Raw genomic sequence first — 21252 nt, 5'->3', positions numbered from 1 at the left:
CTCCACCTTGCTGCGCCCCGACGCGGCGAGGGCCGGGACCCGGACGGGTCCCGGCCCTCGCCGGTCGTGCAGGAGCGGTCAGGCGGACTGCAGGCCCGAGCCGTTGTCCCCCGACGCCGCGATGGGCGGCGCCGCCGGGACGTCGGTGCCCGAGCCGGGCGTGCCGACCGAGGCGCCCACCCCGACGGGCTCGCGGTCCGTGGTGCCCTTGTCGACGCCACGGAACGTGAACTCGCCCAGCAGGCCCTCGCCCTCGGCGTCCACGATCACGAGCTGGCCGGCCTTGAGCTCGCCGAACAGGATCTTCTCGGACAGCGCGTCCTCGATCTCCCGCTGGATCGCGCGGCGCAGCGGCCGGGCGCCCAGGACCGGGTCGTAGCCCTTCTCCGAGAGCAGCTTCTTGGCCGCGGGCGTGATCTCCAGGCCCATGTCCTTGTCCTTGAGCCGCTGGTCCAGCTTCGCGACCATGAGGTCGACGATCGAGAAGATCTCCGGCTGGGACAGCTGCGGGAAGACCACCACGTCGTCGACGCGGTTGAGGAACTCCGGACGGAAGTGCGTCTTGAGCTCGTCGTTGACCTTGGCCTTCATGCGCTCGTAGTCGGTGGCGAGCTCGCCACCGGCCTGGAACCCCGTCATGACGCCCTTGGCGATGTCCCGCGTGCCGAGGTTCGTCGTCATGATGATCACGGTGTTCTTGAAGTCGACCACCCGGCCCTGCGAGTCGGTCAGACGACCGTCCTCGAGGATCTGCAGCAGCGAGTTGAAGATGTCCGCGTGGGCCTTCTCCACCTCGTCGAACAGCACGACGGAGAACGGCCGGCGGCGCACCTTCTCGGTGAGCTGGCCACCCTCGTCGTACCCGACGTAGCCGGGAGGCGAGCCGAACAGCCGCGAGACCGTGTGCTTCTCCGAGAACTCGGACATGTCGAGCTGGATCAGCGCGTCCTCGTCACCGAACAGGAACTCCGCGAGCGCCTTGGCGAGCTCGGTCTTCCCGACGCCCGTGGGCCCGGCGAAGATGAACGAGCCACCGGGACGCTTCGGGTCCTTGAGCCCGGCGCGCGTGCGGCGGATGGCCTGCGAGAGCGCCTTGATCGCGGCGTTCTGGCCGACGACCCGCTTGTGCAGGTTCTCCTCCATGTGGAGCAGGCGGCTGGACTCCTCCTCGGTGAGCTTGAACACCGGGATGCCCGTGGCGTTCGCCAGGACCTCGGCGATCAGCTCCTCGTCCACCTCGGCGACCGCGTCGAGGTCGCCCGACTTCCAGGCCTTCTCCTTCTCCGCGCGCTTGAGGCCGAGCTGCTTCTCCTGGTCGCGCAGGCGCGCGGCCTTCTCGAAGTCCTGCTCGTCGATCGCCGACTCCTTGTCGCGGCGCGTGTTGGCGATCTCCTCGTCCAGCTCGCGCAGCTCCGGCGGGGCCGTCATCCGGCGGATGCGCAGGCGCGCTCCCGCCTCGTCGACCAGGTCGATCGCCTTGTCCGGCAGGAAGCGGTCGTTGACGTAGCGGTCCGCGAGGGTGGCGGCCGCGACGAGGGCGCCGTCGGTGATCGAGACGCGGTGGTGCGCCTCGTACCGGTCACGCAGGCCCTTGAGGATCTCGATCGCGTGCTGCAGGTTCGGCTCGGCGACCTGGATCGGCTGGAAGCGACGCTCCAGGGCCGGGTCCTTCTCGACGTACTTGCGGTACTCGTCGAGCGTCGTCGCGCCGATGGTCTGCAGCTCGCCGCGCGCGAGCATCGGCTTGAGGATCGAGGCCGCGTCGATCGCGCCCTCGGCGGCACCCGCACCGACGAGCGTGTGGATCTCGTCGATGAACAGGATGATGTCGCCGCGCGTGCGGATCTCCTTGAGGACCTTCTTCAGGCGCTCCTCGAAGTCACCGCGGTACCGGCTGCCGGCCACGAGCGCGCCCAGGTCCAGCGTGTACAGCTGCTTGTCCTTGAGCGTCTCGGGCACGTCCCCGCGCACGATGTCCTGCGCCAGGCCCTCGACGACGGCCGTCTTGCCGACGCCGGGCTCGCCGATCAGCACCGGGTTGTTCTTGGTGCGGCGGGACAGCACCTGCATGACCCGCTCGATCTCCTTCTCGCGCCCGATGACCGGGTCGAGCTTGGTGTCCCGCGCGGCCTGCGTGAGGTTGCGCCCGAACTGGTCGAGCACGGCCGAGCCGGAGGGCTGGCCCTCCTGCGGGCCGCCGGCCGCGACCGGCTCCTTGCCCTGGTAGCCGGACACGAGCTGGATGACCTGCTGGCGCACCCGGTTGAGGTCGGCGCCCAGCTTGTTGAGGACCTGGGCGGCGACGCCCTCGCCCTCACGGATCAGGCCGAGCAGGATGTGCTCGGTGCCGATGTAGTTGTGGCCGAGCTGCAGCGCCTCGCGCAGCGAGAGCTCCAGCACCTTCTTGGCACGGGGCGTGAACGGGATGTGACCCGACGGGGCCTGCTGGCCCTCGCCGATGATCTCCTGCACCTGCGCGCGCACGGCCTCCAGCGAGATCCCGAGCGACTCGAGCGCCTTGGCGGCGACGCCCTCACCCTCGTGGATCAGCCCCAGGAGGATGTGCTCCGTGCCGATGTAGTTGTGGTTCAGCATCCGCGCCTCTTCCTGGGCGAGGACGACCACGCGACGGGCTCGGTCCGTGAATCTCTCGAACATGTGCACTCCTCACGAGCGGCGTGCTCGTCGGGTACCCCGGGTCCGGGAGACCACCAGGGCCGACGACGAGGCGGCGTTGTTCGATGCTAACGGCGGGGTACCCGCCACACGTCCCGTGTTCGCCGCAGGCGTGAAACCCCACCGCCCGACCCACCGTGCCGCCGCCGGGCGCTGCCCGCCCGCGCCCGACGCGCGCGAACGGGTGACAGCGGGCGCTCACCCACCGAAGCAGCCCGACGCGACGCCGCCCGCGGCCATACTCCTGCGCGTGAAGACAACCTCGCGCGCGGTCCTGTGCCTGCTCCTGATCGCGGGCTTCTACGTCACCGCGCTCGCGCTCGTCCTCGGCATGCTCGCGCTCGCCGCCGCACTCGTGTCCTGGGGCCACGGCGTGGGCAGCAAGTTCGCCTGGGTCGCGATCGCCGCCGCCGGCGGGCTCGTCCTCACCCTCCGGCGAGTCGGCAAGGCGCAGAAGCACGTGCCCCACGGTGTGATGCTCACGCCGGACGAGGCACCGGAGCTGTGGGCGCTCGTCGCCGAGCTCGCCACGGCCGCCCAGACCAGGGTCCCCCGGGAGATCCGCCTGGTGCCCGAGGTCAACGCCGCCGTCTCCGAGGACGCGCGGATGCTCGGCCTCGTCCCCGGCACGCGACGGCTGTACGTCGGCCTCCCGCTCCTGCAGGCGCTCGACGTGGCGCAGCTCCGGTCCGTCCTGGCGCACGAGCTCGGCCACTACTCCCACGGGCACACGCGCCTGGGCCCGATCACCTACCGCGGGCGGCAGGTGGTCGTCGGCGCGGCCTCGGAGGTGGACGGCTTCTCCGGCTGGGTGCTGAAGGGGTACGGCCGTCTCTACCTGCTCGCCTCCGCGGCGGTGAGCCGACGCCAGGAGCGCGAGGCCGACGAGGTCTCGGTCGCCGTCGCCGGTCCTGCGGTCGCGGCGGAGGCCCTGCGCGAGATCGAGGTGCTGGCCGCCGCCTGGCAGTTCTACCTCGACCGCTACGTCTCGGACGCGTGGGAAGCCGGCATGGCGCCCACCAGCGACGCGTTCTTCGGCGGCTTCCAGCACCTGCTGGCGGCCCGGGGCGACGAGCTCGCTCGGCTGCGCACGCAGGCACCGCCGAGCGAGCAGTCGCGGTGGGACAGCCACCCCTCTACCGCGTCGCGCATCGCCGCGATCGGCGCGATGCACGCCCCCGAGGTGGCACGGGACACGCGACCGGCGTCGATGCTGGTCCCGGGCGCCGACGCGGCGGCGGCCCGGCTCGCCGAGGAGCTCGTCCAGTTCGGCGACCGCGAGCGGCTGGCGTGGGACGAGCTCACGCCGCGGGCGCGTGCGGCGGCGAACCAGCACACCGCCGACCTCGTGTTCCGCGCGTCCGGACGGCTGGCGGGCGTCGAGCGCGGGACGCTCCGCACCGTCCTGGACGTCGTCGAGTCCGGGCGGCTCGACCAGCTGCTGCGCGCCCTCGACCTCGACCCCCAGGCAGCGCCGGACGACGAGGGCGTCACACCCGGGATGTCGGTCTGGGCGGCGGTGCTGCGGTGCGCGCTCGTCGCGTCCGGGGTGTCCCGCTGGGAGCACAGGTGGGAAGCCGGTGACCCGTTCGTCGGCGACGTAACTCCGGCGCAGGTGCGCGAGCTCGCGAGGCTCGGCGCGGCCGGACCCGCCGGGGCGGCCGAGCTCCGCGCACGCCTCGTCGGCCTGGGCGTCGACCTGGACGACGTCGGTGCGCAGTCCGAGGCCGACGCCCGCGGCGCGGCCGTCGTCGCGGGGGTCGCCAACGTCGCCGTCGACGGCGAGCAGTACGACGTGCTGGTCCTCACCCACGGCCTGGTGCTGGTGCCCTGCCCCAAGCAGTACAACCAGGGCAAGCGCCGGCTCCGCGAGCTCGCCCGCAGCGCCACCCCTGCCGAGATCGCCGCGTCCCACTGGTTCGTGAGCTTCGAGGACGTCGCCTCCGGTGCCGTGGTCAAGCGGTTCCCGGTCGCGGTGGCGTTCACGCTGCACGACGGGACGACCATGCAGCTCAAGACCAGGCTGGACAGCGAGGAGCTGACCTCCGGCAGCAGCGTCACGCTCCAGAACCTCGCGAAGGGGTACAGCGCCGTCCCGGCGTGAGCGGACCTCACGCTCGTCGTACGGTCGACCCATGCCCCGGACCATCGCCACCACCACGTCGGTCTCGCGCGACGAGCTGCTCGGATTCGTCCGTGCGCGCCACCACCTGCTGCTCGTCACCTCGCGTGCCGACGGTCGCCCGCAGGTCTCTCCGGTGTCCGGCGGGGTCGACGACGCGGGACGGATCGTCATCTCGACGTACCCGGGCCGTGCGAAGACCCGCAACGCCGAGCGCGACGCACGGGTCTCCGTCTGCGTCCTCTCGGACGAGTGGGACGGCCCGTGGGTCCAGGTCGACGGCACCGCCGAGGTGCTGCACCTGCCCGAGGCGGAGGACGCGCTCGTCGACTACTACCGCTGCATCGCCGGCGAGCACCCGGACTGGCAGGAGTACCGCGCCGCGATGCGGCTGCAGGGCAAGAGCCTGCTGCGGATCACGCCCGAGCGCTGGGGCCCGATCTCGACCGGCGGTTTCCCCGCCGACGTCGCCGCCCGCCTCGACGCTCGGGACTGACCCGACGCGCCGACGTCAGGCACGCGCGCGCTCTCATCCGCGTCTCATCCGGACCGGGCACGATGGCCCGATGACGCGCAACGGGCGGACGGTCCTGGCGGTGCTGCTGGCCGCGCTCGCACTCGGGGCGGCGACGGTCGGGTTCGCGTCGGCGCTCACGCCTCCGCCGGAGCGGTCGTTGGGCGATCCCGTCGTCGTGACTCCCGTCCCGGGCCCGAGTGCGGACCCGACGACGAGCGCAGACCCGACGACGAGGCCGACGCCCCTGCCGAGCCCGACACCGGACCGCACAGGGGGTCCGCAGTCGCCCGCACCCGTGGACCCGCCCACGCCCCGCGACCCCGACGACGATGACGATGACGACGATGACGACGACGACCGCGGGTCGGAGGACGACGACAGCGGCCGTGACGGCAGCGGCAGCCGTCATGGCAGCGACGACAGCGACGACGATGCCTGAGGCCGCGCTGCCGCGTCGACGGCCGTGGCGCACGGTCCGGGCGAAGGTGGTCGCGGTGACGCTCGCGATCACGGCGCTCGGCCTCGCGGGCGCGGGCCTGACGACGTACGCGATCCAGCGCCAGGAGATGGACAGCGGCATCGACGAGGAGCTGTCCCGGGCGGCGCAGCAGTTCGGGCGGATCGCGCGCGCGAACGCGGACCTGCCCGTCGACGGCATCCTGCGCCAGGCGATGCAGCAGACCCTGCCGGACCCGACCGAGGGCAGCATCGCCCTGCTCGACGGCGAGCCCGCCTGGTACGCCCCGACGCCGGTGGCCGTGCGGCTCGAGGACGACCCGCAGCTCGTCGCCGAGCTGCGGACCGTGCCGGCGGGCGACCAGGTGCGCCTGCGCACGGTGGTCACGGGCCGAGCGACGTACCGGGTGGTGACCGTCCCGCTCGTCGTCGACGACCCGTCCGCACCCGCCGGCGTGTACGCGGCCGCGACCGTGCGGGACCTGGAGATCGCCGCGCTCGACGACACGTGGCGCACGTACACGCTGGTCGCGGCCGGTGCGCTGGTGGTCACGGGGCTCGTGGCCTGGCTGCTGCTCGGGCACGTGCTGCGGCCGCTGCGGGCGCTGCGGGACACGGCGGCCCAGGTCGACGAGGGCACGCTCGACGCGCGCGTCGAGGTCACCACGGACGACGACGTCGGCGAGGTGGGCCACACGGTCAACGCGATGCTCGACCGCCTCGAGGCCTCGAGGGACGCCCAGCGCCGGCTCCTCGACGACGTCGGCCACGAGCTGCGCACCCCGCTCACCGTGATCGGCGGGCACCTCGAGCTCATGGACGTCGACGACGTGGCCGACGTCCGGGCGACGCGCGACCTGGCGCTCGACGAGGTGGACCGGATGCGGCTGCTGGTCGACGACCTGCTGGTCCTGGCGGTCGCGGACCGCCAGGGCTTCGTCCGGCCGGCGCCGACCGACGTCGGCGTGCTGACCGACGAGGTGGTGGACAAGGCGACGGGCCTGGGTCCGCGGACGTGGCGGGTCGACAAGCGCGCCGACGCCCGGTGCCTGGTCGACCCGCGCCGGCTCACGCAGGCGTGGCTGCAGCTCGCGAGCAACGCGGTGAAGTTCTCCGCCGACGGGTCGACGATCACGCTCGGCTCGGCCGTCGCCGACGGCACGCTGCGGCTCTGGGTGCGCGACGAGGGCGTGGGCATCTCCCCCGTGGACCAGGCGCGCGTCTTCGAGCGGTTCGAGCGCTCCGGCTCGGCGGCGGGCACCGAGGGGGCGGGGCTGGGCCTCGCGATCGTCGCGGCGATCGCGCGCGGGCACGGCGGGGACGTCGAGGTGTCCTCCACGCCGGGGGTCGGGTCGACGTTCGTCGTCGCCGTCCCGGCCGCGCCCGTCCCGGGCGACGACGAGGACGAGCCGGAGGACGACGAGCACGACGAGAGGGCACGAGCGTGAGCGGCATCCTGGTGGTCGAGGACGAGGCGCGGATCGCGTCGTTCGTCGCGAAGGGGCTCCGGGCGGCCGGGTTCGCGCCGACGGTCGTCGGCACCGCTCGCGAGGCCCTCGACCTCGCGCTGGGCGGCGACGTGGACCTCATGGTCCTGGACATCGGCCTGCCCGACGGTGACGGCTTCGACGTGCTGCGCCGGGTGCGCGCCGCGGGCTCGCGCCTGCCGGTGATCATCCTCACCGCGCGCAGCTCGGTCGAGGACACGGTCGCCGGGCTGGAGGGCGGCGCCGACGACTACATGGCCAAGCCGTTCCGCTTCGAGGAGCTGCTCGCCCGCGTGCGGCTGCGGCTGCGCACCGAGCAGGACGCGGCCGACGACCCGACGGTCCTGCGCCGTGGCGCCGTCGTGCTCGACCTGCGCTCGCACCGCGCGACCGTCGACGGGCGCGTCGTCGAGCTCTCGGCGCGCGAGTTCGCGCTCGCGGAGACGTTCCTGCGCAACGCCGGCACCGCGCTGTCCCGTGAGCAGCTCCTGTCCCGGGTCTGGGGCTACGACTTCGACCCGGCGTCCAACGTCGTCGACGTGTACGTGCGCTACCTGCGCACCAAGCTCGGCGCGGAGCTGATCAGCACGGTGCGGGGCGTGGGGTACCGGTTCGAGGGCTGAGGACCACCTGCCGGCCCGTCAGCCCAGCGCGCCCTCGGCGGCGGCGAGCAGCCGCTCGGCCTCGTCGGGCGCGGTCGACGGCCCGACCGGGAGCGCACCCGCGGCCAGCGACAGCAGCACCCCGGCGACGCGCACCCGCAGCGCGTCGGGATCGACGAACGCGCCCGCCTCGGCGCTCCACCGCGCCGCGGTCGCCTCGACCTCGCGCGTCGGGGGCGACACCGCGCGCAGGTGCGCCAGCAGGCACGCGACGTCGTCCACCAGGCGTCCGGGGCCGGCGGTGTCCACGTCCAGCAGGCCCGTCGGCCGCCCCGCGTCGTCGACGAGGAGCTGCCCCTCGTGCAGGTCGCCGTGCGTCGCGACGACGGGGCCGGCGTCCGTGCGGCGCAGGCCCGACCGCACCGACGCGGCCACCGCCCGTGCCCGCTCGCCCAGCGCCGGACGCACCGCGAGCGCGTCGCCGTACGCCCGCGCCCGGGCCGACCACGGCCGACGCACCGGCAGGTCACGGACGGCCTCCGGGAACGCCCCGACGACGGCCAGGACGTCCGCGAGCGCGGGGGCCCGCCCCGCGACGACGGCGTCGAGCAACGGGACGCCCGGCAGCGCGTGCAGCACCACGAGGCCGTCGTCGTCCGCGCGTGCCACGGGCGGCACCGGGACGCCGGCGGCCGCCAGCAGCCGGTGCCGGGCGACGACGTCGGCGGCGTTCCCGTCCGCCGGCCGCAGGACCTTGACGAACCAGGTCACGCCGTCCCGCTCGGCGCGCACGACCGCGCGCCGCAGCGGGCGGTACCCGACGAGCCGCAGCGCGGTGACCGGCCCCGCACCGGGCAGCGCGGGCGCCAGGAGCGCGGGGTCGCACGCGCGGCCCAGCGCGGGGAGGAGCGGGTCCTGCGGGTGCCGCCAGACCACGACCTCGCCCGCCGGTCCCCGCGCGACGAGCGTGCCCGGTACGTCCCGCGGGCAGGACCGGGACGACGAGGCGAGCAGGTACTCCTGGCGCCCCGCCGCCGTCGACACCGCGTAGCCGACGCTCACGCCGTCGCCGGGCCGGTGGTGCACGGCGTCGACGCGCCACGACGAGCCCGCGGCGAGGCGGTCGCCCACGGTCGCGAGCGCCGCGCCGAGCAGGTCGCCGACGTCCGGGGAGGTGAGCACCGCGAGGGCGGCGGGCTCGTCCAGGAGGGTGGTCATCGCGCTCCGATCAGGGTGCGGGGGCGGGCGAGGTCGGTCCGGGGACCGGTCAGTCGTCGGCGCTCGGCGCGCTCACGGGCGAGGCGGGCGTCGCCGGGGTCACCGGGCTGGCGGACGTGACCGGGCTGGCGGGCGTGACGGGGCTGGCGGGTGTGACGGGGCTCGGCGGCGTCACGAGGCTGGCCGCGGTGACCGGGCTGGCGGGCGTCACGGGCGTGACGGCGCTCGCCGGGGTCGAGGGCGTCGCGGGCGTCGCCGCCGTGGCGGGCGTGGCGGACGTGGCCGCGGTGCTGGACGTGCTGGACGTGCTGGCCGTGCTCGGCGTGCTCGGCGTGCTCGGCGTCGCCGCGGTGCGCGCGGTGACGCTGGTGACCGCCGACGAGTCGTGCGTCCGCGACGGGTCGCTCGCGCGCGGCGACGGGGTGGCGGACGCGGAGGGCGTCGCGCTCGCCGAGGGGGTCCCGGACGGCGTGGGCGTGACCGCGGGGTCGGGCGTGCTCGGCGTGCTGGCCGGGGCGGTGCTCGTCGTGCTGGTCGGGGCCGGGCTCGTCGGCGTGCTCGTCGCCGCCAGGGCGCTGCCCCCGGCGACCACGACGACGCTCAGCGTGCCGGAGACGATCCAGACGGAGCGGGGAAGCGTGCGCATGGTGGTTCCTCCTCGATCGGTGCCGCGGTCCGTCCGCGACACCGACCACGGTCGGCGCGCCACATGAGCCGCCCAGGAGCCCCGCATGAGAGACCTCTCATGCGGGGCTCCTGCCCGCACCCCACCCGTCCAGCCCCGCGAGCGCGGACGTCGCGCGCCGAACGCGGTCGCTCGACGTCCGCGTTCGGCCCGCATCGTCCGCGCTCGCGGGTGGGGACCAGGTGGGGTGGGGACCGGGTGGGGTGGGGGCGGGTGGGGGGCGGGTGGGGGCTGGGGGGTCACTACGCTGGGGTCGTGCGGGCTGACGTGGGCGACGGGGTCGACGTGGCGCTCGACCGCCCGGCCGACCCGACCCCACAGGGCCGCGGGCGCCGGTGGCGGTGGGGCCTCGGGATTGCCGCGGCGCTCGTCGTCCTCCTGCTCGTGCCGTTCGCGTGGGTCCAGGCCGTCGGCCAGGCGCACCTGCGGACGCTGGAGACGGTCGAGGAGACGCCCGTCGCGCTGGTGCTCGGCGCGGGGCTGCGCCCGGACGGCTCGCCGTCGACCTACCTGCGGCGCCGCCTGGACGCGGCCAGGGTGCTGTACGACGCGGGCACCGTCCAGGCCGTGCTGGTCAGCGGGGACAGCGGCTCGGTCGGTCACGACGAGCCGACGGCCATGCGCGACTACCTCGTCGAGAACGGCGTGCCGACCCAGGACGTGGTGCTCGACTACGCCGGTTTCGACACGCACGACTCGTGCGTCCGCGCGCACGACGTGTTCGGCGTCGACCGCGCGGTCGTGCTGACGCAGGACTACCACGTGCGGCGCGCGGTGTTCTCGTGCGTCGCGGCCGGGATCGACACGCAGGGCGTGGGCGTCTCGTCGGCGAGCGTCCGGCCGCGCCAGGCGGTCGAGTGGCGCCTGCGCGAGCTGCCCGCGTCGAGCAAGGCGTGGTGGGACGGGCTCACGCACGCGGACCCCGCGTACGGGGGTCCCGGCGAGACCGGCGTGCGCGACGCCCTGCTCGCGCCCTGAGTCGGTGCTGAGACGATGCGGTGTGCCCGCACCTACCCCCACGCCTCTCCCCACGCCGTTCCCCACCCCCGACTTCGAGCTGGCGGAGCTGCGCCTGGTCGCGCTCGACATGGACGGCTCGCTCCTCGACGACCGCAAGCGCCTGCCCGACGCGTTCTGGCCCGTGCTCGACCGGCTGCTCGACCGCGGGGTCGTCGTCTGCCCCGCGTCCGGCCGGCAGTACGCGACGCTGCGGCACCAGATGGGCCGCGACGACCTGACCTACGTCGCGGAGAACGGCTCGCTCGTGGTCCACGACGGCCGGACGCTCGCCGTCACCCCGCTCGCGCTCGAGCTCGCGCGCGAGGTGGTGCGCACCGTGCGGGACGCGGTCGACGGCGGGGCGGAGCACGGGACCGTGCTGTGCGGCGAGTCCTCCGCGTACGTCGAGCGCGCCGACCGGGCGTTCCTCGAGCACGTGGAGCCGTACTACCGGCGGCTCACCGTGGTCGAGGACCTCACCGCCGTGCGGGACACCGTCCTCAAGGTCGCGGTCTACGACTTCGGTCCGGCGCAGGACGGTGCGGGACCGCTGCTGTCCGCCTACGACGAGCAGGCGCGCGTGCTGGTCTCCGGCGAGCACTGGGTCGACGTGATGGACACCGCCGCGGACAAGGGCACGGCGCTGCGCGCGGTCCAGCAGGGGCTCGGGATCGGGCCGGAGCAGACCATGGCGTTCGGCGACTACTTCAACGACGTCGGCATGCTCGCGGCGGCGCACTGGTCGTTCGCGATGGCGAACGCGCACCCCGAGGTCGTCGCGGGCGCGCGGTTCGTCGCGCCCTCCAACAACGACGCGGGCGTGGTGCGGACCCTCGCGGCGGCGCTCGCGGCGGAGCGGCCGGGCGACACGCCCGACGCCGTCGGCTGACGCACCCGCGGCTCGTCGGACCGCCCCGGCCCTACCGTGTGCCACGTGACCGGCAGAATCCGCGACTTCGTCCTCCCCGAGTCGCAGCGACGCACGCTCGACGAGCTCACCGACGACCTCGACCTGCACGCGGGCGACGGACGCGCCAAGCGCTCCGCGTTCTGGATCATGCTCACGCTCTCGGCATGCATCGCGTCGGCGGGCGTCATCGGCGACTCCACCGCGACGGTGATCGGCGCCATGATCGTCGCGCCGCTGTCCACGCCGATCATGGGCGTCGCGCTCGGCGTCGCGAAGCGCCGGCGCACGGGCTCGCTGCGGTACGTCGTCGGTGGTGCCCTGTGGGTGATCCTGCTCGGGGTGCTGTTCAGCCTGCTGCTGCCGGACACGTTCCAGCTCGCCACCAACAGCCAGATCAGCGGCCGCACGTCCCCGGGGCTGCCGGACCTGGTCGCGGCCGTGGCGACCGGGCTCGCGGGCGCGATCGCGTACTCGCGCCGGGACGTCGCGACCGTGCTGCCCGGCGTCGCGATCGCCATCTCGCTGGTCCCGCCGCTCGCCGTGGTCGGCGTCTGCCTGGGCGAGGGGGCGTTCACCTTCGCCGCCGGCGCGCTGCTGCTGTTCGTCTCGAACCTGCTCGCGCTGGTGCTCGCCGGGACGATCGTCTACGCCGCGCTGCGGTACTCGGAGCGCCGCGAGGACGGTGAGCCGGCGTCGCTGCGCCGTGCCTACCTCGCCATCGGGGGTCTGTTCGCGGTCGTCGCGGTCCCGCTGGTGGCGAACACGGTCGCCACCGCGCTGCTCTCGTCGTGGGGCGTGACGGTCCGCGACGCGACCGAGGACTGGCTCGCGGACGTGCCGGGCGCGACCGTCACGGACGTCACGCACGAGTTCGTCGACTACACGGTCGACGTGCGGGTGGCCGGTGGTGAGCTCCCGCCCGCGCAGGACCTGCTCGACAGCCTCGAGGGCCGCGTGCCGAACGGCGTGCTCGTGACGGTCCGGACGACGGTCGGGTCCACCCTCGAGGTCGGGGCGGTCGGCGGGTGACCGGGACGCACCCGCGCCCGCAGGACGTCGCGGGCGTGGTGCTCACCCCGGGCGCGGGGGCCGACCGTGACCACCGCACGCTCGTCGCGCTCGAGGCCGCCCTCGCACCGCTGCCCGTCCTGCGGCTCCACTTCCCCAACCGGGAGCGCGGCAGCCGAGCCCCCGACCGGCCCGAGGTCGCCGTCGCCCACCTGCGGGAGCGGGTCGAGGCGTGGGCCGACGAGCTCGGCGTCCCGGCCGCGCGCCTGGTGCTCGGCGGGCGCTCGTTCGGCGGACGGATGAGCTCCCTGGCCGTCGCGCAGGGGCAGCCCGCGGCCGGCCTGCTGCTCCTGTCCTACCCCCTGCACCCGCCCGGCAGGCCGGAGACGCTGCGCACGGCTCACCTGCCGGAGATCGGCGTCCCGGTCCTTGCCGTCTCCGGCGCGCGGGACCCGTTCGGGACGCCCGACGAGCTGGCGCAGCACCTCGCGGCCGTCGCCGGGCCGCTCGAGCTCGTCGTGGTGCCCGGGGACCACAGCCCGGCGGACCCGCCGGTGGTCGCGGCCGTCACGGCGTGGCTCCGCCCCTGAGCCGGATCAGGCCAGCGCGGCCTCGAACTCGGCCAGCACCGCGGGCGAGAAGAGCACGAACCGGACCAGCTCGATGCCGCCGTCGTCCTGCGCGGTGCTGCTCGACCACGTCCGGACGGCGCGCACCGCGGTCTGTGCGACCACCCGCGTGTCCCACCCGTAGACGCCCGCGCTGACCGCGGGGAACGCGATGCTGCGCGCCCCCAGGCCGACCGCGACCTCGAGCGAGGACAGGAAGCACGCCGCGAGCATCGGCAGGTCCCGCTCGCCCGCGTGCCAGTTGGGACCGACGGTGTGCACCACCCAGCGCGCCGGGAGCGCGAACCCGTCGGTCGCGACCGCGTGCCCGGGCGGCAGCCCGTCCGGCAGCCGGGTCCGCCGCAGCTCGCGGCACGCGGCGAGCAGCCCCGGGCCGGCCGCGGCGTGGATGGCGCCGTCCACCCCGCCGCCGCCGAGCAGCGAGGAGTTGGCGGCGTTCACGACGACGTCGACGTCCTGGTCGGTGATGTCCCCACGGACGGCCTCGATGCGCATGGCTCCCATCCTGCCCGCGGTCCGGACGCAGCGAGGCCCCTCCGACGCTTACTCGGAGGGGCCTCGACCTGGGTCCAGGCTAGGCCGGTCCGGCGCGCGGACGGGTGAACGACACGCGAACTGTCCACAGATGTGGTCCACAGGCCTGTGTTCATCGCGCGTTCACCCAGGTCAGCCTGTGCACACAGCTGTGAAGCAATCTGTGGACAAAGAAATCCTCGCAGAGCTCTTGTGGGCCTCCGCGAGGCAGGACTAGAAATCACTCATCGACCTCGACGGTTCGAGAACGCAGGTGAAGGACCCTCCTCGGAGGAGCCGGAACCGGCGGGACCGGGCCAGCGAGGACGGGCCGGCCGGAGAACGGGCGACCACACCGACGGGGCAACCCCGAGGCTCGCGGATGACGACGCGAGGGTCGCTACGGACCGAACGGTCGATCGCAGTCGTCCCGCCCGCGGCGGACCGGTTCGCCGGACCACCGGGTGTCGGGACGGAGCCGCACCGTCAGCGCGGCGCCGCCGTCCGGTCCCCCGGTCGGCACGGCTCGCGGGGTCCGCCTCGCGGTCGCAGGGCCTGCGGTCACGGGAAGGCCCCTCCGACGCTTACTCGGAGGGGCCTTCTCGCATGCCCGGACGAGGCCAGGGGCAGAGGAGGGGTGCGGATCAGGGCGGAGGCGCGTCCAGGACGAGGGTCACGGGGCCGTCGTTGACCAGCTCGACGGCCATGTCGGCACCGAACCGCCCCGTCGCGACCTCGAGGCCACGCTCCCGCAGCGCCGCGACGACCGCCTCGACCAGCGGCTCGGCGACGGGTCCGGGTGCGGCGGCGTTCCAGGTGGGCCGCCGGCCCTTGCGCGTGTCCGCGTACAGCGTGAACTGGCTGACGACGAGCACGGGCGCACCCGCCTCCGCCGCGCTGCGCTCGTCGCGCAGGATCCGCAGCTCCGCGATCTTGCGCGCCACGAGCTCGACCTGCGCCGGGCCGTCCCCGGGCGTCACCCCGACGAGCGCGAGCAGGCCGGGTCGGTCGATCGCGCCCACCACCACGCCCGCGACGCTCACCGACGCGCGCGTCACGCGCTGCACCACCGCTCTCATGCTGCCTCTCTCACGCTGCCTCCCTCATGCGGCCTCCCTCATGCTGCGACCCGCTCGGGCCTCGGGATCGCGACGGCCGCCGCGCACCGCTCGGACGCCGCCGTCGCCGCCGGGCCCCGGGGACGGCGGCCCGCCTCAGAACGTCGGCTCGACGGCGCCGACGGGGACGCCGTGGCCCAGCACCGGCGTCGCCGCGACGTCGGCGACCTGCGCCGCGTCCACGCCCGCCGCGACCAGCGCCGCCGCGAGCACGGTCGCACGCGGTCGTGCTGCGCCGTCGACCACCTTGAGCGCGACCGCGCCGCCGTCGGGCAGCCCCGCCGCGTACACGCCGTCCGCACCGTCCTTCGCGATGAGCCCGGGCACCGCCTGCATGAGTCGCGTGGCGTCGCGCCCCGAGCCCGCGACGTGCCAGGGGTGGCCGGCCATCGCGCGCGCCACGCGGCCCTCGGGCGTCGCGGCGTGACCCTCGTCGTGCGGCGCGCGCCCGAGGCGTCCGAAGGCGCGGGCGAGCCCGGCGAGCGTGGTCGAGAACAGCGGTGCCCCGCACCCGTCGACGGTGGTGTGCGCCACCGCGACGCCCGTGAGCTCGGCCACCGCGTCGTGCAGCGCGCGCTGCAGCGGGTGCCCCGGGTCCCGGTAGCCGGCGGTGGGCCAGCCGGCGGCGACGCAGGTCGCGAGCATCGCGGCGTGCTTCCCCGAGCAGTTCTGCGTGAGGGCCTCCGGGCCGCGGCCCTGCGCGCGCCAGGCGAACGCGGCGTCGGCGTCGAGCGGCCAGTCCGGGGTGTTGTCGAGGTCCGCCTCGGTCAGGCCCGCACCGGCCAGCAGCGCGCGCACGACGTCGAGGTGCCCGTCCTGGGCGTTGTGGCTCGCGCAGGCCAGCGCGAGCGCCTCGTCGTCCACGTCGAGGCCGTGCCGCAGCATCCCGACGGCCTGCAGCGGCTTGAGCGAGGACCGGGCCCAGACCGTCACGTCCGGGTCACCCAGCGCCAGCCGCACCTCCCCGTCCGGCGCCAGCACGACGACGTGGCCCGCGTGCACGGACTCGACCAGCCCGCCGCGCACCACCCGGGCGAGCGGGACCGCCGACGTGAAGACGTCGGTCACCAGCCACCCCGCGACGGCCCGCTCGGACCCCGCGGGCCGCGACGCCGGGTGTACGGCGCGACGGCGGGCCGCACGTCGACCAGGTAGACGATCGCGGCGACCGCGGACAGCAGCGCCAGGAAGATCGGCAGCAGGTAGAGCGGCGGGCAGGTCAGGAAGGACAGCACGGTCGCGGCCACCAGGATCGCGAGCCAGAAGTTCTTGGTGCGCTTGCCGGCGGAGACGAACGCACCCGCCGGGCGCACGGCCGCGTCCACCAGTGCCCACACCGCCAGCCCGAAGATGACCAGCAGGAACACCAGGTAGACGATGTACTGAAGACCTCCGACGACTCCCACGCGCCCGAGCCTACGTGCCGACCCGGCCGTCCGTGGGGCATCGCGCCCTACAGCTCGGGCAACGCCTCGCGCGCGCTCGCCGGGTCCTCGCCCGCGGCCTCCAGCAGGTCGACGACGAGCGAGCGGTGCAGCAGCACGAGCGACTGGACCTGCCAGTCCTCGGGCGCGACGACGAACGGGTCGAGCGCCCGCGCGGACTCGAGCAGCTCGGCCCGCGCGCGGGACGGGTCGCGGCCGGAGCCGAGCGCGGCCGCGAGGTCGTCGGCCGCCGTCGCTGTCGCGTCGAAGCGCTGCGCGATCCCCGACAGGTCGTGGTGCCCGCCGCTCTCGAGCAGCGCGAGCGCGCGCCGGGTCAGGACGCGCGCGTTGCGCATCGCCCGGTCGGTCTGCACCGACGCCTCGACCAGGCGCGTGAGCTCCCCCCGGTAGCGCCGGCCGGCGGGTGACAGCCGCGCGAGCTCCCGCGCGCTCGTCGCGGTGTCCTTCCACTCGTCGAGCGAGGGCTGCGACGCCCGGCCGCGTACCAGCGCGTCCTCGACGTCCGGGACGGAGGCCGCCCCGACGCCCCGGGCCAGCAGGTGCAGGACCGCGGCGACGTCCTCGACCGCGCGCCGGCCCAGCGCCCGCGCGTGCCGCCGCGGGTCCGAGGGCGTCAGCACGGCCACCGCGAGCGCGACGGCGCCGCCGACGAGCGCGTCCGTCCAGCGCCCGAACGGCCCGCCGCTCGCGGACACGGCGGGCAGCCCGACGATCACCATCGCCTGCACGCCGGCCTGCGTCGTGAGCATCGCCCCGCGGTCCAGGAACCGTGCCGTGAGCGCCGCGACGAGCAGGACGACCGCGACCTGCCAGAGCCCCGTCCCGATCACGTGCACGACGGCGTCGCCGAGGCCCACGCCGATGGCGACGCCCACCGCGAGCTCGGCGACCCGCCGCGCGGAGCGGTCGATCGAGAAGCCGAGGGCGACCCAGGCGCTGACGGGCGCGAAGAACGGGTAGGGGTGGTCCAGCAGGTACCGCGCGATGCCGAACGCGATGCCCGCGGCCACCGCGGCCTGCAGCACCGGGAACCACGCCGCCCGCACCCGGGCGACGCCCTGGCGCCGGCGCACGCGCGCGACCAGCAGCAGGTCGTGCCACCGCCGCCGCTCGCCGGCCGTACCCGCGCGCTGCTCGTCCACGTCAGCCCACGTCAGGTCAGGTCAGCGACGTGTGCGTGCCGAGCCCGCGGCTCACCGGACCGCGCGGTGCGGGCCGGTCCGACGACACGCCCTCCCCGGGCACGATCGCCTCCTGGCCGGCCGTGACGACGCCCCCGTCGCACGCGACGACCAGGACGGCGTCCAGCGGGACCGAGCGCTTGACCACCGCGAGCGCGACCGGTCCCAGCTCGTGGTGCCGGGCGACGCTCGTCACGCGCCCGACCTCCCGTCCCGGCTCGCCCGGGGTGTCCGTCGGCAGGTGGACGGCGGCCCCCGCCTCGGGCAGCAGGTGCCCCGAGCCGTCGAGGTGCAGGAAGACCAGCCGGCGCGGCGGTCGGCCCAGGTTGTGCACGCGCGCGACCGTCTCCTGCCCGCGGTAGCAGCCCTTGTTCAGGTGCACGGCGGTCCGGAGCCAGTCCAGCTCGTGCGGGATGGTGCGGTGGTCGAGCTCGAGCGCGGCGCGCGGGCGCCACGCCTCGACGCGCAGCGCCTCCGCGGCCCACGTGCCGGCGAGCGGCCAGCCCGTGGCCTCGCGCGCCGCGACCTCGTCGGCCAGGCGCTCGCGGGGCACCAGGACCAGGCGCCAGGCGCGGTCCGCGCCGGGGTGATCGTCGGCCGGCGGGCCGTACCGGGTGCCGCCCGCGGCGACGTGCGGCCACGGGTCGCGCCACGTCACCGGCTCGTCCGGGCCGCCCTCGGCCGCGAGCGGCTCGCCGATCGCGGCCCACTCGTCGGTCACGTCGGCGACCTCGACGCGCAGCATGAACCGCATCCGGTCGAGCCACGCCGCCAGCGCGGCCGGGGTCTGGGTGATCAGCCAGGTCGCCTCGCCGTCGTCGACCACCGCGGCCGCGTGCTCGACGTGCCCGTGCGGGCTGAGCACGAGCAGCTCGGTGGACGTGCGCGGCGGCAGGTCCGCGAGCTGCGCGGACGTGATCGAGTGCAGCCAGCTCAGGCGGTCCGGCCCGGCGACGCGCACGACGCCCAGGTGGGACTGGTCCACCACCGCGCCGCCCCGGGACAGCGCGCGCTGCTCCGCCGTGGGGTCGCCGTAGTGCCACGCGACGCCCGCGTCCGGGCCCGCGCCCGCGACGGCCCCGCGCCGCCCGAGCAGCGGGCTGCGGTGGCGCGGCGCCTCGTAGACCGGCTCGTCGGGAACGGCCGCGTCCGGCGCGGGTGCGCCCGGGGCGGGGACGCCGCCGGCCACGGTCACGTCAGGCCCCGGCCTGGTCGGCTGCCTCGACGCGCGCGAGCCGCGCGGAGGCGTAGGACTGCATGGGCCGGCCGAACGCGGCCAGGTCGTGCGCCCACATGAGCTCGCCGTTGACGAGGCCGTAGAGGCGCTTGCCGGCGCTGATCTCCGCGCTCGTCGCCGTGCGGGCGATGAGGTCGCTCGCGAGGTCGACCCGGCCGTTGCCGACGGCGCCGAGGTACAGAGCGACGTGACCGGACGGGTCGGCGAGCAGCACCTCGACGGGGAACTGGTCCGCGGACAGGTCCGCGGGCCGCTCGGGCGGCACCCGCCAGTAGCCCGACTCGGTGGACCACACGGGGCCGTCCTCCACGGCGACGTCGCCCGTCTCAGGGCCGCCGTCGCCGTCCAGCGCCGCCGCGTCGTCCGGCGCGACAACGAGCCGGATCGTGGACGTGTAGGACAGGTACGGCCCGCCGTCGTGGTCGAACACGACGTCCTGCGTGAACGCGGTCTCCTCGACGCCGGGGTAGCCCACGACCCCCTCGCCGTGCCACCGCCCGACGAGCCACGCGAGCGGGTAGACCTCGGGTGCGAGCCCCTCGGGCAGGACGAACGCCATGCGTGGTGCCTCCGGTTGCCGGTTCAGCGGGTCGGCCGTGCGGGTCTGCGCGCCGCGGTGGGACGCCTCAGCGCTGGGACCTGAAGAGCCGGACGACGACGAGGCCGGCGATCCAGGCGATCGCGAGCGTCGCGGCGACCAGGAGGCCGATGAAGAGACCCTCGAGCGCTGTCATGCGACCGATCCTAACGAGCCGTCGGGCACGGGCGCGCAGCCGGGGTCCGACGAGGCCGATCTCACACCGGCTCGGCGCCGGTCCCGAACCGGCACGCGCGGCCGGTCAGCCGACCAGGACCCGGCCGACCACGTACACGAGGATGCCTGTCACCGTCACCGGGAGCGCGACGGCCGCGACGGCCGGCAGGCGACGCTCGAGCGAGGGCAGCCGGTCGAAGAGCACGTGCAACGACGCGACCAGGACACCGACCGCGAAGCCGAGCAGGAGCCCCGCGAGGGTGTCCACGCCCGCCAGCACCGCGCCGACGAGCGCGCCCGCCCCGCCCGCGGCCGCGGTGGTGGCGATCGAGCCGAGCCAGCCGTGCAGGGGCAGCGCGACCACCGCCGAGCCGACCGCGAGCGCGAGCGCCCCGGCGACCACGAGCGGCTCGCCGCCGGGCGTGCGGCTGATCGCGACCCAGCCTGCCGCGGCCACGGCCAGGAGCGTGCCGGTCACGGTGCCGGCCACGGAGTCGAGCAGGCGCAGGCGGCCGTCGCGGCGCAGCACCTCGTTGACGAACGCGAGCAGGATCGCGGTCGCGAAGACGACCGGGAGCTCGCGCAGGTACGGCTGGTCCGGCACCGCGTGGACCGCCAGCACGGCGCCGACGCCACCGAGCCCGATCACGGCCGACGAGCCCGGCCGGAACGGCAGCGACGCGAGGGCGGGCCAGCCGACGGCGACGGCGACCGCGAGCAACGCGGCGGCGATGGTGACAGCGAGACCGCCGACGTACCCGGCGACCGCGACCGCGGCGGCGAGGGCGGCCGTGACGACCGCGCGCGTGGCGAGCTGCACGGCGCCTACCGTCCCCGGCGCGCCGCGCAGGCGCACGTCAGGCGGGTCGGGGCAGGGCGGAGCACGGCGCACAGTCTCGCAGACGGACCCGCGCACGGGCGACGCGCGGCACGCGGTAGCGTGTCCCCACCACGCGGAGGGAGGTTCGACCGGTGGCAGACCTACTGCTCCTCACCCCGGCGTCCGGCGGATCGGCCCAGGTTCTCCCGGCCCTCGGACTGCTGTCCCACCGCGTGCGCGTCCTCCCGGTCGAGCCGTCGGCTCTCGTCGACGCCCCCGATGCCGACATCGTCGTGCTGGACGCCCGCCGCGACCTGGTGACCGCCCGCACCACGTGCCGCCTGCTGCGCGCCACGGGCCTGGCGGTGCCGCTGGTGCTGGTGCTGACCGAGGGCGGCCTCACGGTCGTCACCGCCGAGTGGGGCGCCGACGACATCGTGCTCGAGTCCGCCGGTCCGGCCGAGGTCGAGACGCGCTTCCGGCTCGTCATGGAGCGTGCGGCCGTCGCGGGCTACGACGACGCACCCCAGGAGATCAGCTCGGGCGAGCTCACCATCGACGCGGGCGGCTACACCGCGCGCCTGCGCGGGCGCCCGCTCGACCTCACCTACAAGGAGTTCGAGCTCCTCAAGTACCTGGTGCAGCACCCGGGCCGCGTGTTCACCCGCGCCCAGCTGCTGCAGGAGGTCTGGGGCTACGACTACTACGGGGGCACCCGGACGGTGGACGTGCACGTGCGGCGCCTGCGCGCCAAGCTCGGCCCCGAGCACGAGCAGCTCATCGGCACGGTGCGCAACGTCGGCTACCGGTTCGACCCGCCCAAGGACCGGCGCGCGACGGCCGAGCGCGACTCCATCCCCGAACCCGCCGCGTGA

At 75.3% G+C, this 21252-nt stretch carries 21 protein-coding genes; 11 read left to right on the top strand and 10 right to left on the bottom strand.

Going from position 1 to position 21252, the window contains the following annotated elements; translation table 11 throughout:
• Positions 1 to 78 precede the first annotated feature (78 nt).
• On the bottom strand, positions 79 to 2658 hold the full coding sequence (locus KIN34_RS06670) for an ATP-dependent Clp protease ATP-binding subunit (protein WP_214348377.1): 2580 nt from the start codon (positions 2656 to 2658) through the stop codon (positions 79 to 81).
• A gap of 268 nt (positions 2659 to 2926) precedes the next feature.
• Here KIN34_RS06670 and KIN34_RS06665 point away from each other — a divergent pair, with 268 nt between their 5' ends.
• The 5 genes from KIN34_RS06665 to KIN34_RS06645 all read left to right on the top strand — a co-directional run bounded on the left by KIN34_RS06665 (position 2927) and on the right by KIN34_RS06645 (position 7881).
• Positions 2927 to 4780, top strand: a complete 1854-nt coding sequence (locus tag KIN34_RS06665; RefSeq protein WP_214348374.1) for a M48 family metallopeptidase — start codon at positions 2927 to 2929, stop codon at positions 4778 to 4780.
• Positions 4781 to 4811: 31 nt separating this feature from the next.
• Positions 4812 to 5294: a PPOX class F420-dependent oxidoreductase gene (locus tag KIN34_RS06660; protein WP_214348371.1), complete on the top strand. Its 483-nt coding sequence runs from the start codon at positions 4812 to 4814 to the stop codon at positions 5292 to 5294.
• Positions 5295 to 5364: 70 nt separating this feature from the next.
• A complete protein-coding gene (locus tag KIN34_RS06655; RefSeq protein WP_214348369.1) occupies positions 5365 to 5754 on the top strand; it encodes a hypothetical protein in 390 nt (129 codons plus the stop codon).
• Complete coding sequence (locus KIN34_RS06650; protein WP_214348367.1) at positions 5723 to 7219, top strand: sensor histidine kinase; 1497 nt, start codon at positions 5723 to 5725, stop codon at positions 7217 to 7219. Before KIN34_RS06655 ends, KIN34_RS06650 begins: the two co-directional genes overlap by 32 nt.
• Entirely contained in the window at positions 7216 to 7881 is a 666-nt protein-coding gene (locus KIN34_RS06645) for a response regulator transcription factor (RefSeq protein ID WP_214348365.1), read from the top strand. The genes KIN34_RS06650 and KIN34_RS06645 overlap by 4 nt, the downstream gene beginning before the upstream one ends.
• An 18-nt stretch (positions 7882 to 7899) precedes the next feature.
• On the opposite strand, the gene KIN34_RS06640 is transcribed toward KIN34_RS06645, so the two are convergent.
• Positions 7900 to 9078: a phosphotransferase family protein gene (locus KIN34_RS06640; protein WP_214348363.1), complete on the bottom strand. Its 1179-nt coding sequence runs from the start codon at positions 9076 to 9078 to the stop codon at positions 7900 to 7902.
• A gap of 116 nt (positions 9079 to 9194) precedes the next feature.
• Here KIN34_RS06640 and KIN34_RS06635 point away from each other — a divergent pair, with 116 nt between their 5' ends.
• From KIN34_RS06635 to KIN34_RS06615, 5 genes are all read left to right on the top strand, one after another.
• Complete coding sequence (locus KIN34_RS06635; protein WP_214348361.1) at positions 9195 to 9791, top strand: hypothetical protein; 597 nt, start codon at positions 9195 to 9197, stop codon at positions 9789 to 9791.
• 227 nt (positions 9792 to 10018) lie between these two features.
• A complete protein-coding gene (locus KIN34_RS06630) occupies positions 10019 to 10741 on the top strand; it encodes a SanA/YdcF family protein (RefSeq protein WP_307858118.1) in 723 nt (240 codons plus the stop codon).
• Positions 10742 to 10763: 22 nt separating this feature from the next.
• Positions 10764 to 11651, top strand: a complete 888-nt coding sequence (locus KIN34_RS06625; RefSeq protein ID WP_307858117.1) for a Cof-type HAD-IIB family hydrolase — start codon at positions 10764 to 10766, stop codon at positions 11649 to 11651.
• Positions 11652 to 11696: 45 nt separating this feature from the next.
• The gene (locus KIN34_RS06620) at positions 11697 to 12701 is read left to right on the top strand and encodes a DUF389 domain-containing protein (protein ID WP_307858116.1); all 1005 of its coding nucleotides are present in this window, start codon (positions 11697 to 11699) and stop codon (positions 12699 to 12701) included.
• Complete coding sequence (locus KIN34_RS06615; protein WP_214348356.1) at positions 12698 to 13270, top strand: alpha/beta hydrolase family protein; 573 nt, start codon at positions 12698 to 12700, stop codon at positions 13268 to 13270. Before KIN34_RS06620 ends, KIN34_RS06615 begins: the two co-directional genes overlap by 4 nt.
• Before the next feature lie 6 nt (positions 13271 to 13276).
• Here KIN34_RS06615 and KIN34_RS06610 read toward each other — a convergent pair whose 3' ends face one another.
• The 8 genes from KIN34_RS06610 to KIN34_RS06575 all read right to left on the bottom strand — a co-directional run bounded on the left by KIN34_RS06610 (position 13277) and on the right by KIN34_RS06575 (position 20377).
• A complete protein-coding gene (locus KIN34_RS06610; RefSeq protein WP_214348353.1) occupies positions 13277 to 13804 on the bottom strand; it encodes an O-acetyl-ADP-ribose deacetylase in 528 nt (175 codons plus the stop codon).
• A gap of 662 nt (positions 13805 to 14466) precedes the next feature.
• Positions 14467 to 14901: a D-aminoacyl-tRNA deacylase gene (dtd, locus tag KIN34_RS06605; RefSeq protein WP_214348350.1), complete on the bottom strand. Its 435-nt coding sequence runs from the start codon at positions 14899 to 14901 to the stop codon at positions 14467 to 14469.
• Positions 14902 to 15036: 135 nt separating this feature from the next.
• On the bottom strand, positions 15037 to 16008 hold the full coding sequence (locus KIN34_RS06600; RefSeq protein ID WP_214348347.1) for an asparaginase: 972 nt from the start codon (positions 16006 to 16008) through the stop codon (positions 15037 to 15039).
• The gene (locus KIN34_RS17105; protein WP_214348344.1) at positions 16005 to 16346 is read right to left on the bottom strand and encodes a DUF2516 family protein; all 342 of its coding nucleotides are present in this window, start codon (positions 16344 to 16346) and stop codon (positions 16005 to 16007) included. The genes KIN34_RS06600 and KIN34_RS17105 overlap by 4 nt, the downstream gene beginning before the upstream one ends.
• A gap of 47 nt (positions 16347 to 16393) precedes the next feature.
• Positions 16394 to 17527, bottom strand: a complete 1134-nt coding sequence (locus tag KIN34_RS06590) for an FUSC family protein (RefSeq protein ID WP_214348341.1) — start codon at positions 17525 to 17527, stop codon at positions 16394 to 16396.
• Positions 17528 to 17543: 16 nt separating this feature from the next.
• Positions 17544 to 18662 carry a CAF17-like 4Fe-4S cluster assembly/insertion protein YgfZ gene (gene ygfZ, locus KIN34_RS06585; RefSeq protein WP_237689452.1) on the bottom strand — a complete coding sequence of 373 codons (1119 nt, stop codon included), beginning with the start codon at positions 18660 to 18662 and terminating at the stop codon, positions 17544 to 17546.
• A gap of 100 nt (positions 18663 to 18762) precedes the next feature.
• Complete coding sequence (locus KIN34_RS06580; RefSeq protein ID WP_214348338.1) at positions 18763 to 19362, bottom strand: heme-binding beta-barrel domain-containing protein; 600 nt, start codon at positions 19360 to 19362, stop codon at positions 18763 to 18765.
• Positions 19363 to 19642: 280 nt separating this feature from the next.
• Positions 19643 to 20377: a hypothetical protein gene (locus KIN34_RS06575; protein WP_214348336.1), complete on the bottom strand. Its 735-nt coding sequence runs from the start codon at positions 20375 to 20377 to the stop codon at positions 19643 to 19645.
• Positions 20378 to 20529: 152 nt separating this feature from the next.
• Here KIN34_RS06575 and KIN34_RS06570 point away from each other — a divergent pair, with 152 nt between their 5' ends.
• On the top strand, positions 20530 to 21252 hold the full coding sequence (locus KIN34_RS06570; protein WP_214348334.1) for a winged helix-turn-helix transcriptional regulator: 723 nt from the start codon (positions 20530 to 20532) through the stop codon (positions 21250 to 21252).

The sequence above is a fragment of the Cellulomonas fulva genome, from assembly GCF_018531375.1.
GTDB classification, from domain to species: Bacteria; Actinomycetota; Actinomycetes; order Actinomycetales; family Cellulomonadaceae; genus Cellulomonas; species Cellulomonas fulva.
The sequence above is the reverse complement of the archived record's forward strand: the minus strand, read 5'-3'. Positions and strand labels throughout refer to the sequence as shown.

Excerpts from the sequence above, each read along its gene's own strand:
- KIN34_RS06650 (WP_214348367.1), top strand. The coding sequence starts at position 5,723 with ATGGCAGCGACGACAGCGACGACGATGCCTGAGGCCGCGCTGCCGCGT.
- KIN34_RS06670 (WP_214348377.1), bottom strand. The coding sequence starts at position 2,658 with ATGTTCGAGAGATTCACGGACCGAGCCCGTCGCGTGGTCGTCCTCGCC.
- KIN34_RS06580 (WP_214348338.1), bottom strand. The coding sequence starts at position 19,362 with ATGGCGTTCGTCCTGCCCGAGGGGCTCGCACCCGAGGTCTACCCGCTC.
- KIN34_RS06610 (WP_214348353.1), bottom strand. The coding sequence starts at position 13,804 with ATGCGCATCGAGGCCGTCCGTGGGGACATCACCGACCAGGACGTCGAC.
- dtd (WP_214348350.1), bottom strand. The coding sequence starts at position 14,901 with ATGAGAGCGGTGGTGCAGCGCGTGACGCGCGCGTCGGTGAGCGTCGCG.
- KIN34_RS06655 (WP_214348369.1), top strand. The coding sequence starts at position 5,365 with ATGACGCGCAACGGGCGGACGGTCCTGGCGGTGCTGCTGGCCGCGCTC.
- KIN34_RS06640 (WP_214348363.1), bottom strand. The coding sequence starts at position 9,078 with ATGACCACCCTCCTGGACGAGCCCGCCGCCCTCGCGGTGCTCACCTCC.
- KIN34_RS06660 (WP_214348371.1), top strand. The coding sequence starts at position 4,812 with ATGCCCCGGACCATCGCCACCACCACGTCGGTCTCGCGCGACGAGCTG.